Genomic DNA, 17,386 nt, shown 5'->3' on the forward strand with positions numbered 1-17,386 from the left:
TGTGTTTTAGTCTATCAATTCTATTTTAACGGTCTGTCCCTGTACGTGAATATTGTATTCTCCAGCTTCGAGGAATCGTTTACCGTCTTCATTAACAAAGCCGAAATCACGTTCAAGGTCTATGTCGAAGCGGAAAGTTTTCATTTCTCCGGCTTTGATGAGTTGTTTCTCAAAGTGCTTCAATTCTTTTACAGGACGCGTGATTGAGCAATACGGGTCGGAGATAAACCAGTGGACTGTTTCCGCTCCGTCACGGGCACCGATGTTGGTGACAGTCACTTCCACCGAAAGCTTATCGCCACGCTTCACTTTAGTGGCAGAAGGGGTAACAGTGCCATACTTGAATTCAGTGTAGCTCAGTCCATGACCGAAAGGATATAACGGGTCACTTGTTATATCTTTATAAAATCCCTGATGTCCGCGTCCGCTCTTACGACGGTTATAATAGATAGGAATCTGTCCCGTCGAATAAGGGAAGGTCATGGCAAGTTTGCCGGAAGGATTAATACGTCCGGACAATATCCCCGCCATCGGCAGCGCGCCATTCACACCCGGTTGCCAGATTTCCAGTATGGCATCAGAAACCGGTTCCAGACGGTTCAATTCTAACGGGCGACCATTGACCAATACTAGTACGACAGGCTTGCCGGCTTTCTTCAGTTCTTTTGCCAGTTCTTCCTGCATCTGCGGTAGTGCAATAGAAGAACGGGACGCATTTTCACCACTCCAGGTCATCATCTCGCCCAGACAAAGAACAACTACGTCAGACCAGCGTGCAGCTTCCAATGCTTCTGCAAATCCTTCGCGGTTCTCCCCTTGTGTATTGCAACCTAACGCATAACGCAGTTCGGCTTTTCCTGCAAATTCAGTAGCCAGTCCGTCATAAAGCATGGTAACGTCCGTATCCTTTCCATGCCCACGCCAGGAGCCCAACAAGTCCCAGCCATTTTTTGCCATCGGACCTATTACTGCAATCTTCTTTTTATCCGTCAGCGGTAAAACGTTGTTTTCGTTTTTCAGCAATACCATGGATTCTGCCGCAAGACGGGCGGCGATGTCCATGCTTTGCGGACGGAAGAAACGTTCTTTCTCTGTTGTAGCCGGAGTATAAGGACGCTCGAACAAGCCGAGACGGAATTTCAAAAGTAAGATACGACGGACAGCTTCGTCCACTTGAGCCATTGATACCTTGCCTTCTTCTACCAACTCCTGCAAATGACGGTCATAAGCATGAGACATCATATCCATTTCAAGACCGGCGGTAAATGCATACCGGGCAGCTTCTTTTTTGGTTGCTGCCAATCCCTGGTTTTTCAACTGTTCGATAGCTCCCCAGTCGGAAACGATAAAACCGTCATGCCCCCAACGGTTCTTTAATATCTCGGTCATTATATAAGGATTCGCCGAGCCCGGCACACCGCTGATATCATTAAAAGAACTCATCAGAGTTGCCGCACCTGCCTTCACGCCCATTTCATAAGGGAGCAGATAAGTGTCCCAAAGAGTTTGCCGGGAGATTTCGGTATATACATAGTCACGTCCGGCTTCGGATGCTCCGTAGCCTACATAATGTTTCAGACAAGCTGCCACACGGTTTTCTGCCGACAAGTTATCACCTTGATAACCTCTGACGGAAGCCGCGCCGAACACTCCGTTCGCATAAGGGTCTTCGCCATAACCTTCCGCCACACGTCCCCAGCGGGGGTCACGTGCCACGTCAATCATCGGTGAGAACGTCCAGTCCACTCCCGACATACGGGCTTCCTGTGCAGATACGGCACATGCCTGTTCCACTAAATCCGGGTTCCAGGAACAAGCCTGCGCCAATGAGATAGGATATACAGTACGGAATCCATGAATGGCATCATAGCCGAAAATAATAGGAATACCCAGACGGGATTCTTCCATCGCTTTCTTCTGCATATTATTACGCAGTTCGGGATTTGCCTCGAAATAAATCAGAGAACCGATTTCCGCGGGCACTTTCTTTACTTCTTCGCCTACATTATTCACGTTGTTGTTCCGTCCCAAGGTATATTGGTTCAACTGCATCACTTTCTCTTCCAGAGTCATGCGGGATAACAAGTCGTCTACGCGTTTCTCAATCGGAGCCTTTGCGTCTTTATATAATGCACCCCCTTTTTTATCTTTTGCCGAAAGGGTACATACCATACCCAGCAGACAGATTCCGTAAACTAATGCTTTTTTTCTCATTTGTATTTTCGTCGGTTAGTTAGTAATAAACAGGTCAGTCACTTTATACGGATGTTTCACTGCTGCATGGGCAGCTTTCTGGGCAACAGCTTTCCGCGCCTCATCCACCCCTTCCGGTCCATAAGGATTCCCGACCACATTGCACTTGAAGATACGTTCGAACCAAGTGCAGGCAGCGGTATAACGTCCAACCTTCACATCCAGATGATAGCCGTCCCGGTTCAGATGGTCGCCGATGAAAGAAGTACGGGCGTTCTGTATGGCAGTGCCCGAAGGGATGACAATCTTTATCTTATTCGCTTTAGCCGCTTTCTTCACTGCATCGGCAATTGCCTGATACATGGTCAGTTGATTGCAGTTGTAGTTTTTAAATCCACTATGCTTGGAAGTAGACGCATATGCCCAGGTTTGGTGCAACATCAGCTTTGTTTTCTTTGGAAGGCGTGCTTTTACATATTCTATAAGTTCCGGCAGAGAGGCTTCATACGTCTCATACATTCCCGAAAAAGGACTTGCCTGTTGCAGGCTGACGTAATCCCAGTCTTCATCTGCCAACACCGCTTCCAAAGACATCTTGCCCTTTTCCCGTTTCTTTCCATCCGTACCGATTTTCCGGTAGGCATAGGCGGGAGCATTGTCACGGGCATTTTTCACATGACGCTCCAGAGAACAGCCGCCGATAAACATATTGCCGATGATGGTTGAAATGCCTTCGGCTTCCGCCAGTTCATGCAGATATTGCTCCACGGCATCCTGCGAGAAGCTGTTGCCGATGGCAAGTATCCTGACCGTTTTTTGCTGCGCATACGCTCCTCCGGCAAGAAGGAGCAGTATGCACATACAAATCACTACATTTCTATATTGCTTCATTATAATCAATATGATAAAAACCAGACCTTATTTCACCAGACTAATGCATAGTGCATTGATGTGCCCTTCCGCGGCACTACCGGTATCAAGCCCTTTCACCTCGACAATGACCTTGCCTTCCGAATCCGGTTCTACATTCTCAAACTTGGCAATGTACTCCTCGAAGTTTGCGGCATTAAACGAGGCAACATCCTTAATACCTGTTTTCACTTCTTTAGCTTCACTCTCCGTTTTACCTATCAATCTGTAAGAAGAGATACGGGCGTCTTTGCTTCCATTGAAACGGATAGCCAAAATAGTGAAATTATATTTCCGGGCTGCATCCAGTTGAGAGATTTCTATTCTTCCCGGACCTACATCACCCTGATTTTTCTCTCCTCTCACTAACAAACCGTCTTTCCATGCAGTCAGCGGAAATTCCACGCCATCCACCGTCACCGGACTGGCCGGTTCGGAACCGACTCCGGCATGAGTCGCGGTAAATCCGCCAAGGACTCTGACGCCAATATTCGTATAATTGTTTTCCGCATCTTTTATCCAACTTGAAGTTGAACTTTCCTGATGCGAGGTTATATTATTCCACGGAGTGGCAGAGAGTGAAGTCGGGCCGAAATCAATATAGATGGGGGCTTTCAATTCAGTGTCAGATAGTTCCGGTTGCTTGAAGTCAACCAAATCGGTCACTTCGTCGGGTTTCTGTACAGCGTAATGAGCAGCATTTTGTGCAATCTTCACCACCTGCGGGTCAATCGTTTCGGGAGCATACGGGTTGCCGACAACGTTTTGTCCTGTAATCATCTCAAACCAAGTGCAGGCAGCAGTATATCGACCGTAAGTAACTTCCAGATGATAGCCGTCGCGATTGAACGCGTCACCCAAGAAAGAGGTACGGGCATTCTGGATGGCAGTGCCCGAAGGAATCAGCAGGTTCAGTGCCGTATGATTCGTCATCGCCTGTCGGGCAGCGGACACAATGGCGTTATACATAGTCATCTGGTTGCTGTCATAATCCGGGAAACTTTCATGAGTGGAACTGGAAGCGTACGCCCAAGTCTGATGCCACATCAATTTAGCCTGCGGACAACGCGCCTGTATGCCGGCAATCAAATCCGCAAGCGCTGTGTACGTACCGTACTTACCGGATTTGCCGCTCGCCTGTTGCAAGCTGATGTAATCCCAGTTTTCATCGGCCAATGCCTGAGATAACTTATAGCTGTTTTTCCCCACTTTCTCGCCATTTACCACTTTGCGGTATTCATACGCTCCGGCATCCGACTGGAAATTAGCCAGATGCTTGTCCAAATCGCATCCGCCGATATACATATTGCCAATAATAAAATCATGTCCTACGGCTGCGCCCAATTCATACAGGTATTGCTCCACCGCGTCTTGAGAGAAGCTGTTGCCGATGGCAAGAATCCGGATTGCCCCTTGCTCCACCGTAACGGGAATCGTGGCGACAAGCGGTTTGGTATCCGTAGGACATTCGATAGTGATGGACGTGTTTCCGGCAGATACACCTGTGATTGTGACAGCCTTATTGTCTGCGTCTACCGCTACGGTAGCTATATTGGGGTTTTCGGAAGTACAAGTATATTCAGGTTTCAGATTCTCGTCACCGCCTACCGTTACATTCAATGTAACCGTTTCGCCCGTAGTAACGGTAACTTCATTGGAAGCTACCACCATCCATTTGCCGTCTACATAGACGATTTTCTCTTCAATCTGCGTCACTATTTTCTCCGATTCGGAGCAGGATACCAATACTCCTCCGACAGAGAATAGTGACACTAAAAATAATAATCCTGCCAACAGGAAGTTATTGTTCCATTTTATGGTTTTCATAGTCATCTATTATTAGTTATTGTTTCTCTTTTTAGCAAAATAATCTCTCATCAGATACCACGCTTGCTTACGCATACCTTGGTCGGATATGAGTCCTTTGCGGTTCCAGCCATCCTGATTGGTGGGGTGGAAACGGAACGGAGAACGGAAGTCGAACAGAATCCAGGGCGATACTCCACGCAGGTTCGGGATATTGTCGAACATACGGATGTTGTCTCTATACAGACGTGCCTGGTATTCTTCACTCCAGGAGCTGACTACGTTCTTATCACCGGACTGACCATACAATGCTTCGCCGCCAAATTCCGAGATAATCAACGGTTTGTCCGTCACTACTTCCCATATAGCGTCTTTCGGCTCGACAGGCCACGGATGATACCAGCCCATATATTTATTGATAGCTACGACGTCCAGTTGGGAAGTGAAGTCGTCTTCCATTACAAAACGCTGCTTCTCGCTATTGAAGCGCACAAGGTCGAAAGCGGCAACGTACAGACGGGTAGTGTCCAGTTGTTTTCCCGTTTCGAGCAGGGAAGTAAGGAATTCGTTCCGTTCTTTGGAAGGCTGTGTTTCATTGGCAACGCCCCAATAACCTACCGCGCAGCGGTTCTGGTCGCGCTTAATCATTTCAGAAAGCATCCTCTGCGCTTTCTGACGGGTATCATTGTCTGTAAAGTCAATGCCTTGCCAAATGGGAATCTCCTGCCAAAGAAGGAAACCCATCTTTTCCGCCAGGCGTACTGTGTATTCATTTTGTGGATAATGCGCCAGGCGAATCATGTTCACGCCAAGCGCTTTCGCTTCATTCAGCAACATGGCTGCATCGGCTTCCGAGAAGGCACGCCCCATACGTTGCGGGATTTCTTCGTGGAAAGAGATACAGCACATAAATGTCGGCTTCCCGTTCAGGTAGATATCTGTTCCTTTCACGGTGATATTGCGGAAGCCGATTTGTTCATCCACGCGGTCGGTATTTGAAGATACGGTCACGCCATAGAGTTTCGGTTCTTCCGGCGACCAGCGTTGCAGCTTCTTCGCGTTCAATACGGTTTCCGCCTTTCCTTCTGCGTCGGTGGTGAGCTCCGCATTGATTTTGAGTTCGGGGATAACAACTGTTACCTTCTCACCTGCTTTTTTATCAGAAAGACGCACGCGGGCGATGATGCGGTCGGGAGCGTTTTTATCCAGTTGGATGAAATAATCTTCTATAAATGTCCGGGGAGTTTTCACCAGCAGCACATCTCTTGTGATGCCGCCATAGTTCCACCAGTCGAAGGCCATAGCGGGAATAGCGTCTTTGGTGCGGCGGTTGTTCACTTCTATTGCCAGGAAGTTGTCGCCGTCTTTCAACAGGTCTGTCACTTCCACTTGGAAAGGGGTGAAACCACCTTCATGCTCTGCTATCTCTTTTCCGTTCAGATAGACTTTGCAACGATAGCTGACAGCACCGAAATAAAGGAACTGGCGTTTGTCTGCCAAGCGTTTGGCATCAAAGTGACGGGCATACCATACAGTGCCTTCGTAATATTTCAGTTCGGGCGATTGGGAGTTCCAATCTCCCGGAACGTTAAGACGCAGCCCGCCTTCAAATGCGTATTCGTAGAAATCAATATTTCCTTTCGGTTGCTGATTCTCATAGATTTTCATCCGTTGTCCCTGGTCGTACAGGTCGATGATGGCATTCCATTTACCATTCAGTGAATGGATGTCGCGACCATATACATTCGTTATCAGTTCCTGTGCCGCAACGCTTCCTGTAAAAGCGATTAGCAACAATAGACATAAATTTAATTTCTTACCTGTTTTCATTTATCTATCAGTTTGTGGTATTAGTACATTATTCGTTTTTCGATTCATTTTTCGATTCATTTTTCAAGAAATTCATTACCCAGTTCCAAGCTGCACTCCACTGTTCGGCATAGGCATAATGGGCGGTCGTCTCAGCTACAAACAGCTCTTTCGGAGCATTAATCACGTTGTAAGCGGAGTAAGTGGTGGTAGGCGGACAAACCATATCATTATAACCAAAAGTATAGAATCCCGGAACTTTGACCTGCCGGGCAAAGTTCACCACATCAAAATACTGAACGGTTTTCATCTTTTCCGGTGTCCGGTTCTTCTCATCCTTCAACATATGCGGCCAACCGCCTGCACGACCGTGGGCATAACCCGCCATATCACACAAGGCTGGATAGAAAGAAACCAATCCTTTGACACGAGCGTCCAGTCCCGCAATTACAATGGAAAGCGCACCGCCCTGGCTTCCTCCAAAGGTAGCCAGATTACCATTGAATTCGGGAAGTGTGTAAATGAAATCAATGGCTCTCACGCAGCCGGTATAGACCCGCTTGTAATAGTACTTGTCCCGATTGTCCATATTGAACGAGTGGTAATTCTTCAAAGCTCCGTTATAAAGGCGGTGATAGACATCCCCCTCCATATTGACCGGAATGCCGTGAATACCGATTTCCAATATGATGAAACCCTTTCCGGCACGTTCGGCTTCTCCGTTATAGGCACGGATGCCTGCGCCCGGCACTTTCAGAATCGCCGGATATTTCCCGGAAGCCTTCGGGACACAAAGGATGCCGTACATACGGGACGCATAGTCATTGTTCGCGAAAGAGACATGATATACGTTCACTTTATCCGTGCACCTTTCCGGCAGTAAAGTCATTATAGGTTCCAGTGCCCACTTTTCTGCGGCTTCTTTGGTGCTTTTCCAAAACTCCAGAAAGTCGGCAGGCAACGGGGTGGTCGGTTGCAATTTCTCGGGAGAAAAGCCGACGGTAGCCACGCCTTCATACTCACGTCCTTGGCAAGTGACAAAAGCACGGCAACGCAGGAACCCTTCTTTTTTCATAGTCCCTGCGTTAATTTCAAGCTTTTCGTTCTTCAAAGGCTGTTTGCCTGTCTGATTAGGTTTCATCATGTCTTCTGAAATCTCATAGCGCACTTCCAGATTATCCTGTGGGATATTGCATTTCAATACAGCCACTTTGAATTTCACTTTTTCTCCCGGTTTATACAGCCAATTGGTGTGGTCGGGAGTGACCTGCACTTGAACCAGTCTTTCCTGTGGCTGTCCCCATGCAACGATCTGCATGGAGACAAATATCATCAGGAGAAGAAGAAAACGTACACTTTTTATCATAGTTCCCTATTTTATTTCATTTGTCATTGCTATATTAATATTCCATTTATCAGCTATTAAGATTTCATTTATCAGCTATTAATACCCATTGTCTCAACTATTAATACCTGTCCGCTCAACTGTTAATACCTGACAACTCAACTATTAACACCTAACAGCAGGGGTATTAATGCTCCCCTCCACGCATCATAATACTCTGTAAATCAGACGTTAACATATCATTCATCATTAGCGTAAAATGCAGATAGCCGCCTTTTTATGGCTTTACTTCGTATTGATAGAGTGCGAAAGAGTTCTTGTCATTCAGCTCGAAACTTACTCTACCCTGTGCGCCGACTTTTGCGGCAAACTTCTTGCCACTTCCCATCACAGGGATAAAATCCACTTCTTTGCCTTCAGGAAGCCAGGTGTCAATAGTCCCCTTGGCTTGCTCATTATCTTCGCGGTAAACAACAAGATAGCCTTGCGTACCGGAGACGGTCGATTGGAATCCGGTCCACGAGCGTCCCGAAGGTTCTTCACCAACGGGCAGTATGACACCTTGGTGAAATCGGAGTTGCAAGGGTTGGTACTTCTTGAGCAGAGATGCCGTAATATAAGCCTCTTCGGGCAGGTTCGAAGCTTCCATCCAAGCCAACGGCTGTGCCGCCAAGGTGATGGCAAAGAGGTAATCGAAACTGTAACGGGCGGGAGCAAAAGGGTCGGCAGCGTCATACTTATCGGCATTGCGCCATTTATTAAGGAACTCTATCTGCATCTTCTCCGCCGGTACATAGCGAGACAGCATCCAAAGGTTGCGCAAGGTGCGATAAGGGTAGTAGTTGCCCCAATCGGTATAGCGGTTTTCCAGGAAGATGTTGCCGTACTCGTTCATATAGTGGTATCCGCCGCGACGACCGGCAGTGGCATCAAGGTTGAAAATCACTTCATGGTTGGTTTGCTCCAACACGGTATCAAACAGTTGGCGCAGGTTTTGTTCGGCTGTCTTGGTCGGTATCTGCAAGCCGTCTATCTTGAAACAGCAGATGCCGTACTTCTTATAAAGTCCGATAATGGCTTGCGCATCTTTTTGCCAATCGGCAAAATCATTCTGTATGCTGGGATTGAACCACAATCCGATGCGAATACCCAATTTCTTGCCTTTCTCTACAATAGGTTTCAGTCCATGAGGGAACTTTGTGGGGTTGGGCGTCCAGTAATCGCCACTTTTCCAGATATCCTTAAAACTGCCTCCGGCAGTCTTCGAGTTAGGGCTTTTTCCGCTCTGCCAGCCATCGTCCAGTTGAAAGAGGGTGATGCCCATGCGTGCGGCACGGTCCAGTTCTGCCAGGCAGAAAGCCTCATCTATTTTGGCATCCTGACTACGGTCGCCCCAGGTATTGAGCATAATCATCTCATCCTGTGCGGCGGTGTGGTGGCGCAGTTGTTTCTGATAAAGGCGCAGGGCAGTAAGCGCTTCTTGTTCGCCACCGGTATAGATGCCGGTAACGCATCCATAAACGCGGGTCCAGCTATCCGGCTTTACATCATTAGACGCAATGCCCAGCCCCACTACCATAAAATCACTAAAGTCCGCCACGAAGTCAGAACCCGGATAATGTAATTGGGTACTGCTGCTGGGAGCCTCTTTCAAGAAAAAGAAGCCTTGACGCGTAGCTACGTCATGAGCAAAAAGCAAATTACCACGATACGTATTGCGACGGTAAGGAAGCCAGGTACGCCCGGTCACCAGATTGTCGTTCCAATCGGTGTAGTCGAAAAACTCTATTGTGCGGGCACTCCAATGATTGCCGGATAGTTGCAGCCTGTCGAGCGTGGGAGTTTTCACCCCCGTAGCCATATCGGCCGTGTGCTCTATATTTTTGCGGTCGGCGTTAGAGCGGTTATCCTCCTTATTCTGATAAAGTTCCACTTGCCCTTTCAGATAGGTATCGCAAGCAATGGCGGGACAGTCTGCATAAATGCGATAGCGACGCTCTATATTCAGCGAACCGATAGTGCAAGCCACGGTAGCCTGCAGATAACTGGCGTGGATGCCGTTCGTCGGTATCTCGTTCACGGTGAATGTGGCATCCGTAGGGATACCTTTCACAATCGAGAAATCGGGTTGTTTGCCCTGTGCCGGAATGGTTTTTCCGTGTTGCTTGTCAGTAAGGCTGATGGTGACAGGCGCACCGTTATTCCACAGCATGGCGCGTTCCATATAGTTATTGCCCATACGTAGCGTGTCACCTTTCAGAAAAGCGTAATACTGTTGTCCGCCCCAAAGCGGCAAGGTACATATTGCCGATAGAAATATCGTGATAATATTTTTTTTGCTCATAGTTTGTCTACGGTTTGATGTAAGCTCCCGGAACTTCCAACAATTCGTTGGGTTCGTTGAAGCGTTGGTTATCGGGCACATTGCGTTTGCCCAGGCCCGCTTGCATAAGTTGCTTCAGTTCGGGCAGGTGATGATGATAGATGTCACGCGGCTCTACACTATGCTTGTGGCAGAGTCCGGCTGCCATACCTACTACTTCACCCATCATGCCGGTAGTACGCATCACACGTACTGTGCCTAAGGCTACGTGGGTACAACTCATATTACGGCCTGCCATAAAGAGGTTGTCCACATTGCGAGAATAGAGACAGCGATAGGGAACGGCATAAGGATGAATCCAACGATGCACCGTAGCCGACTTGAATTCATTGCCGGGAAAGCGGACACTGTTCACGCTGTCGGGGAAGTGAAGGTCGATGCTCCAGGTGGTGGTGAACGAAGCATCCTCGTGCGCCACATTCTTGTCTATATCGTCCTGTGACAGTACGTAGTCGCCCAAGAGACGGCGTGATTCACGTTTGCCTGAGACATATGCCACCCAGTCGAGGGAACGGTTGGCGTACTTCTTATCGCCTGTGTAGTGATTCTTCAGATAACTCCAGTTGGAATATATCACCAAAAGTCCATAGTCGCGTACACGTTCAGCTTCGCTGACTTGATTGCGGTTCATGCCTGTTTCCCATTTCCACTCGCCCATGGTTACAGGCTCACAGTTTTCAGCGTCAAAGCGCACGCCATATTCAAAATGAGGGAAGGAAGTTTTCTTCTTCATGTCCTTGCTATACCATTGTATAGAGGCACCCATCACCAATGAGTCGGGTTGCTCGGGAGCAAGGCTCTCGCCATATTCATCGCGGCCTTCACGTCCCATAGTCCAATCGGCACCGGCCAAATAGCCTATGGTAGCGTCGCCTGTGCAGTCGCTAAAGAGAGGAGCGGTAAGTTCGGTTTGTTCTCCCGTCTCGATGTGCTGGATAGTGACTGACGCAATGCGATCTCCTTGCATCTTCACGGCTACCGCACGTTGAGAGGCATAAAGGATAATGTTCTTTTCGGCATCTATGAAGTCTTCTTTCTTCTGGTCTTCGTAGTAGTCACCCGGTTGTGCATTGCCAGAGCGTTCATGACCGAACTCGCGTATCATACGCCCCAATCCCTGATTAGGACCCATTTCGATGATACCACCGAGATGTACACGAATCTCCGACGAGTTATTGCCACCCAATACAGGACGGTCGTTCACTAGTGCCACTTTGCAACCTAATCGGGCGGCCGATGCAGCAGCACACATTCCGGCTATTCCCCCTCCTACTACCACTAAGTCGTATTGATGAGAGGGTACCGTCTGTTGTTGTCGCAAGCGGGCACGAAGTTCGGCTGTCTCTGTCGTATCCCAGGTAGCGGGTTGCGTATTCGCATCGGTCGTAAGGTAAATGGCATCGCAACGACCGTCGAAACCGGTGAGGTCTTTCAGCGCAAGGGTGGTAGTCCCTACTTTCAATACTGCCTTTCCGGCAAATTGCCATTGCCAGGAATTACCAGTATGTCCTAATGTAGCTTTCAGCAATTTGCCGCCTAAAGCCAGGCGGAATTTTCCGGGACCTTCGGCATCGGTCCAAGGTGAAGTCCAGTTGTAAGTACGGGCATATACGTAGTAAGTGCCCGCTTGGGGAATGTTGATTTCTGCCGTAGCATCCGCCACAGGGATGCCCATACCATGTGCCATGAGATAGGGCGAACCCATCTGATCCATGAACTGCTGGTCGAGCACCCAGCCGCCTCGCTGGCTGAAGCTTTCTGCTTCGATGAGCAGTTCTTCGGCTACAGCCACAAGGCTACAGGCTACGGCTATGCATGTCAGTAAGATTTTTTTCATCACAGCACAGCGTTTTTTTTAATTATTGAATAGTTATATCTCCCACTTTCACCCAACCTTTGGCGGTTTGGTACTCATCGCGGGCTGAGAGTAAGATACCGATAGCGTTCTCTTTGGTAGTATCTACCAATCCCACCGCCCAAGTGTAAGTACCTGCGGATACATCGGTGAGTTTGATGCTGCTAGTGTATGTCTTGGGCTTTCCGCTCATCCAGGTAGCAATATCCGCTTTCTCTTCTATATAGATGCGGGCAGGCTCTTCCGTATTCTTATCAAGCAAGGCGATAGCCAGTTTGTATTTGTCACCGTACTGCGGAAGATTGGTAGGGCAATACCCCCAACCCAGATTCGACCAGCGGTGAGTCAATGATACATTGCTGCCGCTACGGGCTGTAGTAGGAATAGACAGACGGTCGGGATAAAGTCGGTAACCACCTTCGGATATAAACTCCTTTACCAAGTGGAAAGCAGTGTTAAACCAAGAGTGCGTTTCACCAGTGTTCACGTTGGTAGCAAAACGAAGGTCCATCATATTGACATAACCGCCCTTAGCCTCATCATATTCTCCCTGACGCACCTCGGCAAAATTCTTGTAACCGTCGCCGGCAATAGAACCACCGTGGGATGATTCCACCCAACCACCTTCCATAGTAATGGGAACAATGCCGTGATAGGTAGTACTGATGCCACGTTCCCAATCCTTATAATATTGCTTCATGCCGAAAGCATCGTGACGCAGGCAGAAGCCTTTGGCTACGGCACGTTTCACCATATCGGCGGCTACATCGTTATCGGTATCACTAAACTCTTTGCCACTAAGCAAGCAGCGATGATAATTAATCATGATTGGCACTTTGGTGAAAAGGCGGGACATTACGTCGGTAATCCATTCAAATACAGCTTGTCTGGGAGTCTCATCACCTGTAGAGTATTTCAGTGTGTGAGTCTCACCCCATTTGCCCAATCCAAAGCCGCTCACAAATTGAGTGACGTCGGGGTCATTGTATTTGGCAGCAAAAGCAGTGAGGAACGCTTCATATTCCCTTTGGAAAATGGGATCGTCGGGATAAGGCGTCCATACGTCTACACTACCGGTAGTGGTGGTGAATCCTTCGGCACCGGCTTCTTCCACATAATCGGGACAGGCATTCTCATGCTTGTCGCGGCTGTCGCACACAAAGGTGAAGGCAAGCTTCAAGTTGCGTTCTTTGGCTCCTTTCACCAGCATTTGGAAACGCTTCGCCGGTTCAGTCTGCAAAGTTTCATCCCATACATATTTACCTCTTTCAGGGTTGAAATGACTCCAAAGTCCACGTACATAGAGGGTATTGCCATAGTCGGATACTCTCACGGTGCCTTCGGACGATTCGAAATTGTCGTAGAGATTCCAGAAATCCATCATCATGCCACTTCCGATACCTGAGTAGATAACCCATCCACTCATAGGATTGCGCAACAGTTTATAGCGTTCGGGCTTAATGCTGACGGTAGTGTTGCCTTCAATGTTCCAACTGTAATCGGTTGTAAGGTCATCATCGTCTGAACAAGCAGTGCCTATAAAAGCCGTAGCAGCCAGCAGACACATCGACAAGGTCTTGATGCTATTTTTTATTATTTTGTTCATAGAATATATGTCTTAATTGTTATTGTTTAAAAGGTAGAATAAGAAGTGAAGTGATTGAAGCTTCACCCCTTATTCTTTCATTTTGGATTTATTTAATATCAAAGAGTACAGTGTTATTCTCTATATCCACTACTACATAGTTACAGCCTTCGGGAATGAGGAAGTAAGCATAGCGGTTATCAGCTTGACCCGTTACAGCCTTTTCTACCTTGCCTGCTATTACTTCAGTATATCCATTGTGATCATTACGTTTAGCGTCAGCTGTAGATCCAACAAACCATCCGTTATTAGCATATCGTAAAGTGCTGAAGTTCACCCAACCTCTATATGTCTTCTTATAATTATCCGTATATTCATTACGAGGCAATACATCACCTTTATAAACAAAGACTTTCGGATTGGCAAGACTCTGAATGAGGTTATACTTCACTTGACAGTACCTATAAGCCTTTCCTGTTTCTTCGTCAGTACCCGCGTCGTAAGCAAAGCTATTGAAACCACCGTACATATGCAGTACATTGACATCTTGTTCCCAAGGATTTTTCCCCAGTTCAGTATTATTGAACGATACTCTAAGCGGTTTCAAATCAGTATCAGCCGAATAGATAGTAATGGTCTTTTCCTCCTTATTCAATACAATACGATAAGTACCGTCAGCCGGAATAGTCCAATACTGATTATCTACTTTACTAATGAGTACTTGCCCAAATGTTGCCAACTGACCATCCTCGATGTCGTGGTTATTTGCAATTTCGGGTACAATGGCCATCGCTTGTTCACCTTCGAAGGTGAGCGGGATATAGAGCTTACCGGCTTTCAGTTCACCACGCCAAGCATAGATCTGGTCGTTTTCAAGAGCTTGAGCCACCTCAATCTGTTCTTCACCTACGGCACTACCAGCCAAGAATACCTGATCGGCTTCTACTACCGCACCGGCTTCTACTATCTTCACAGTCTTTTTGCTCATATTCACAGTGATACGATATGTAGCCGCTGACGGAATCACCCACGAATTAGCTTCGGCACGGTCAAATATGACACCTGGCATCTCACCTGTGGTAATAGGAGTATCAGCAGTTTCCGGCCCAATAGCATTCAATTCATCGGCATAATCAACAGGGAAGTTTATCTTACCGGCTACCAAAGCACCTTCGTAACTATAAATCTTGTTTATCTCATCTTTCAACGTCAACTTGATATTGTCTTCGCCCACAGCGGAACCTCCCACATAGAGATTATCGGCTTTGTACTGCTTAGGACCATACGTTTTTATCTTTAATGTAGCCGTAGCAATATCGGGCACCATCAGACGGGGACCTTCAAAATTGGCTGTTACAGTAAACAGTACTTCACCAATGGTACTGGTGGTGAGTCCGAAATGGTCAATCAATATGTTCTGCATCTCCTCGTTGGTGTACGAGCGAAAGAATTCTCCATCGTCATCAAACTCCTTGATGTTCGTGGCCTCACTGCCGATAAGCTGCATCTCATATTTATAAGTCGTGATATAATCCTCACCAAAATCGTGAGCGGTACTCCACTTCAGAATGACAGCCGTTTCGTTGGGTTTGCTCTCATCGAGCCTAATAAATTCACCCGAAGGAGCCAGTTCAATCTCCGACTGATTGCGTGAGGCAGTATTGTCTATATCCTCTTCGCACGAGGTGGCAAATATGCTCATCATTCCCACGGCCACCACACCAAGGCTTCTATATAAATGCATTGTTTTCATATTCGTAATAGTTTATAGGATTAATAACCCGGATTGTTGGGCAATAAGTTGGGACACAATTCCACATCATGTGTAGGCAGCGGCCACAAGTATTCGCGTTCGGGGAAAATGCGCTTGGCACCCTGCGAGCAATAACCGGCATTGAAGAGAGCCGAAAAGTCTGCCAGACCATCTTCGTCGATTTGCGGGGTCATTCCCCAGAACCAGAGGTTCTTGTTCACTACATTGTTCAGCAAATCCGTAGGGTTGATAAGCATGATATAGTTGTAACCGTTCAATGCTTTTCCTGCCAATTTCCAACGCATCAAGTCTTGCAGACGTTGGTTCTCCATGGCAAACTCCATACGGCGTTCTATACGCAGGGCACGGCGCAACTCTGTCTGGTCGGTAGTGGTCACGGCAGGATAGCTGTCGGTTGACGTTACATTTACGCCATAAGCGCGGGCACGTACCATGTTGATAGCTTTCAATACGCTGTCGTCAATCCGGTTCAGTTCGATCATAGCTTCGGCATAAATCAACAGTACGTCTGCGTAGCGCATGATGATATAGTCTTGCTCTACCTTCTGGTCTACTGTCCAACTGGCATCAATACCTTTCTTCCATAACAAGCCCGTATATGAGCTATATTGATTTACGATACGGGTATCCTGATTGCTCTGCGCCTTGCCTGTGGTGTAGTTCATCACAGTTTTAGCAGCAGGGCTGGGATCGTATTCGAAGCCACAGTGCTCGGTGTTGAACTCAACGAGGGTCATTGTACAGCGAGGGTCGCGGTTCTTGAAAGGGTTGCGAGGGTCGAACAGTTGAGATTCGTCGATAGGCAGCCCGTCAGTACAAAGGTACGAAGCGAAGAGGTCCCATGAAGGATTGTACGAGCCATAGCCACCGGCATTACGGGGAAGAGCGTTCTTCACAATCCAAGAGTCGAGTATCACACTGTTTTCAATAGAGCGAGGTATCACAAACACTTTCTCATCATTCAGTTTGGTGCTCTGCTTGAAAAGCTTGGCATAGTCGGGCTCCAGAGAATAGAGTTTGAGGTCCATACAATCTTTGGCGGCTTGAGCAGCTATTTCATAGTCACCCATATAGAGGGCAAAACGTGCTTTCATAGCCAGCGCTGCACCCTTGGTAGCATGTATATTCTCACCCTGTCCATAACTTTTGGGCAAACCGGCTATCGCTTTATCAAAATCAGCGTACACCAAAGGAATCACTTCTGCTTTAGGCCTGCGACCACGTTGCAAAGCTTCGGAAATGGTAATAGTCTCCTCTTGATAGGGTACATCACCATAGAAGAAAATCAATTCGGCATATTTGCAGGCACGGCAGAAGTAAGCCTCACCGGCATAGCGGTCGTACACTTCCTGAGACACAGAACCCTGTGCCTTGTGAATATTCTCGAGCATTGTGTTGGCGCGGGCAATGAGTTTGAATGATTGTTGCCACAAGGCATATACTTCGTACTGCTGGCCGTTCATGGTTCCATCAAGTATGGTTCCGCCACTTCCCGGATTACGGTTCGTCTGACGATAAGTAGTGTTATCCGACCATTGTTCGGACGAACTAAGAGGTTCTTGCCAATAACCCAAAATGTAAAAGTCATTGGAAGCCAGGCGCAATTCTGTTTCGGTCGTGTACCATGACTCGGTATTACCTTGTGATCTGGGTACCAGGTCCATGCTCTCACAAGCAGCAAGCCCCAGGCACATTCCGGCTAATAATAATATCTTTGTTTTCATATT

The 17,386-nt window shown here is 47.6% G+C and carries 10 protein-coding genes; all 10 read right to left on the reverse strand.

The genetic code is table 11. The annotated features are described in order from the left end of the window. Window positions 1-6 precede the first annotated feature (6 nt). Window positions 7-2,214 (reverse strand): glycoside hydrolase family 3 N-terminal domain-containing protein, encoded by a 2,208-nt coding sequence (locus tag BacF7301_RS03190; protein WP_167960128.1) that lies wholly within the window; start codon window positions 2,212-2,214, stop codon window positions 7-9. Between the two features lie 15 nt (window positions 2,215-2,229). Then, window positions 2,230-3,084, reverse strand: coding sequence for a DUF4886 domain-containing protein (locus BacF7301_RS03195; RefSeq protein ID WP_167960130.1), 855 nt, complete (start codon window positions 3,082-3,084; stop codon window positions 2,230-2,232). A 27-nt stretch (window positions 3,085-3,111) separates the two neighbouring features. Beyond that, window positions 3,112-4,935: a DUF4886 domain-containing protein gene (locus tag BacF7301_RS03200; protein WP_167960132.1), complete on the reverse strand. Its 1,824-nt coding sequence runs from the start codon at window positions 4,933-4,935 to the stop codon at window positions 3,112-3,114. 6 nt (window positions 4,936-4,941) lie between these two features. Further along, window positions 4,942-6,738, reverse strand: coding sequence for a glycoside hydrolase family 2 protein (locus BacF7301_RS03205; RefSeq protein WP_167960134.1), 1,797 nt, complete (start codon window positions 6,736-6,738; stop codon window positions 4,942-4,944). A gap of 28 nt (window positions 6,739-6,766) precedes the next feature. Continuing rightward, the gene (locus BacF7301_RS03210) at window positions 6,767-8,083 is read right to left on the reverse strand and encodes an acetylxylan esterase (protein ID WP_167960136.1); all 1,317 of its coding nucleotides are present in this window, start codon (window positions 8,081-8,083) and stop codon (window positions 6,767-6,769) included. A 256-nt stretch (window positions 8,084-8,339) separates the two neighbouring features. Then, window positions 8,340-10,406 carry an alpha-galactosidase gene (locus tag BacF7301_RS03215; protein WP_167960138.1) on the reverse strand — a complete coding sequence of 689 codons (2,067 nt, stop codon included), beginning with the start codon at window positions 10,404-10,406 and terminating at the stop codon, window positions 8,340-8,342. A 7-nt stretch (window positions 10,407-10,413) separates the two neighbouring features. After that, window positions 10,414-12,282 (reverse strand): FAD-dependent oxidoreductase, encoded by a 1,869-nt coding sequence (locus BacF7301_RS03220; RefSeq protein WP_167960140.1) that lies wholly within the window; start codon window positions 12,280-12,282, stop codon window positions 10,414-10,416. A gap of 22 nt (window positions 12,283-12,304) precedes the next feature. Continuing rightward, the gene (locus BacF7301_RS03225) at window positions 12,305-13,906 is read right to left on the reverse strand and encodes a DUF4832 domain-containing protein (RefSeq protein WP_167960142.1); all 1,602 of its coding nucleotides are present in this window, start codon (window positions 13,904-13,906) and stop codon (window positions 12,305-12,307) included. Between the two features lie 88 nt (window positions 13,907-13,994). Further along, window positions 13,995-15,638 carry a SusE domain-containing protein gene (locus tag BacF7301_RS03230; protein WP_167960144.1) on the reverse strand — a complete coding sequence of 548 codons (1,644 nt, stop codon included), beginning with the start codon at window positions 15,636-15,638 and terminating at the stop codon, window positions 13,995-13,997. 20 nt (window positions 15,639-15,658) lie between these two features. Next, complete coding sequence (locus BacF7301_RS03235; RefSeq protein WP_167960147.1) at window positions 15,659-17,383, reverse strand: RagB/SusD family nutrient uptake outer membrane protein; 1,725 nt, start codon at window positions 17,381-17,383, stop codon at window positions 15,659-15,661. Between the last annotated feature and the right edge of the window lie 3 nt (window positions 17,384-17,386).

The sequence above is a fragment of the Bacteroides faecium genome, from assembly GCF_012113595.1.
Taxonomy (GTDB): domain Bacteria; phylum Bacteroidota; class Bacteroidia; order Bacteroidales; family Bacteroidaceae; genus Bacteroides; species Bacteroides faecium.

Coding starts and splice junctions, on each gene's coding strand:
- BacF7301_RS03190 (WP_167960128.1), bottom strand. CDS start 2,214: ATGAGAAAAAAAGCATTAGTTTACGGAATCTGTCTGCTGGGTATGGTA.
- BacF7301_RS03195 (WP_167960130.1), bottom strand. CDS start 3,084: ATGAAGCAATATAGAAATGTAGTGATTTGTATGTGCATACTGCTCCTT.
- BacF7301_RS03200 (WP_167960132.1), bottom strand. CDS start 4,935: ATGACTATGAAAACCATAAAATGGAACAATAACTTCCTGTTGGCAGGA.
- BacF7301_RS03205 (WP_167960134.1), bottom strand. CDS start 6,738: ATGAAAACAGGTAAGAAATTAAATTTATGTCTATTGTTGCTAATCGCT.
- BacF7301_RS03210 (WP_167960136.1), bottom strand. CDS start 8,083: ATGATAAAAAGTGTACGTTTTCTTCTTCTCCTGATGATATTTGTCTCC.
- BacF7301_RS03215 (WP_167960138.1), bottom strand. CDS start 10,406: ATGAGCAAAAAAAATATTATCACGATATTTCTATCGGCAATATGTACC.
- BacF7301_RS03220 (WP_167960140.1), bottom strand. CDS start 12,282: ATGAAAAAAATCTTACTGACATGCATAGCCGTAGCCTGTAGCCTTGTG.
- BacF7301_RS03225 (WP_167960142.1), bottom strand. CDS start 13,906: ATGAACAAAATAATAAAAAATAGCATCAAGACCTTGTCGATGTGTCTG.
- BacF7301_RS03230 (WP_167960144.1), bottom strand. CDS start 15,638: ATGAAAACAATGCATTTATATAGAAGCCTTGGTGTGGTGGCCGTGGGA.
- BacF7301_RS03235 (WP_167960147.1), bottom strand. CDS start 17,383: ATGAAAACAAAGATATTATTATTAGCCGGAATGTGCCTGGGGCTTGCT.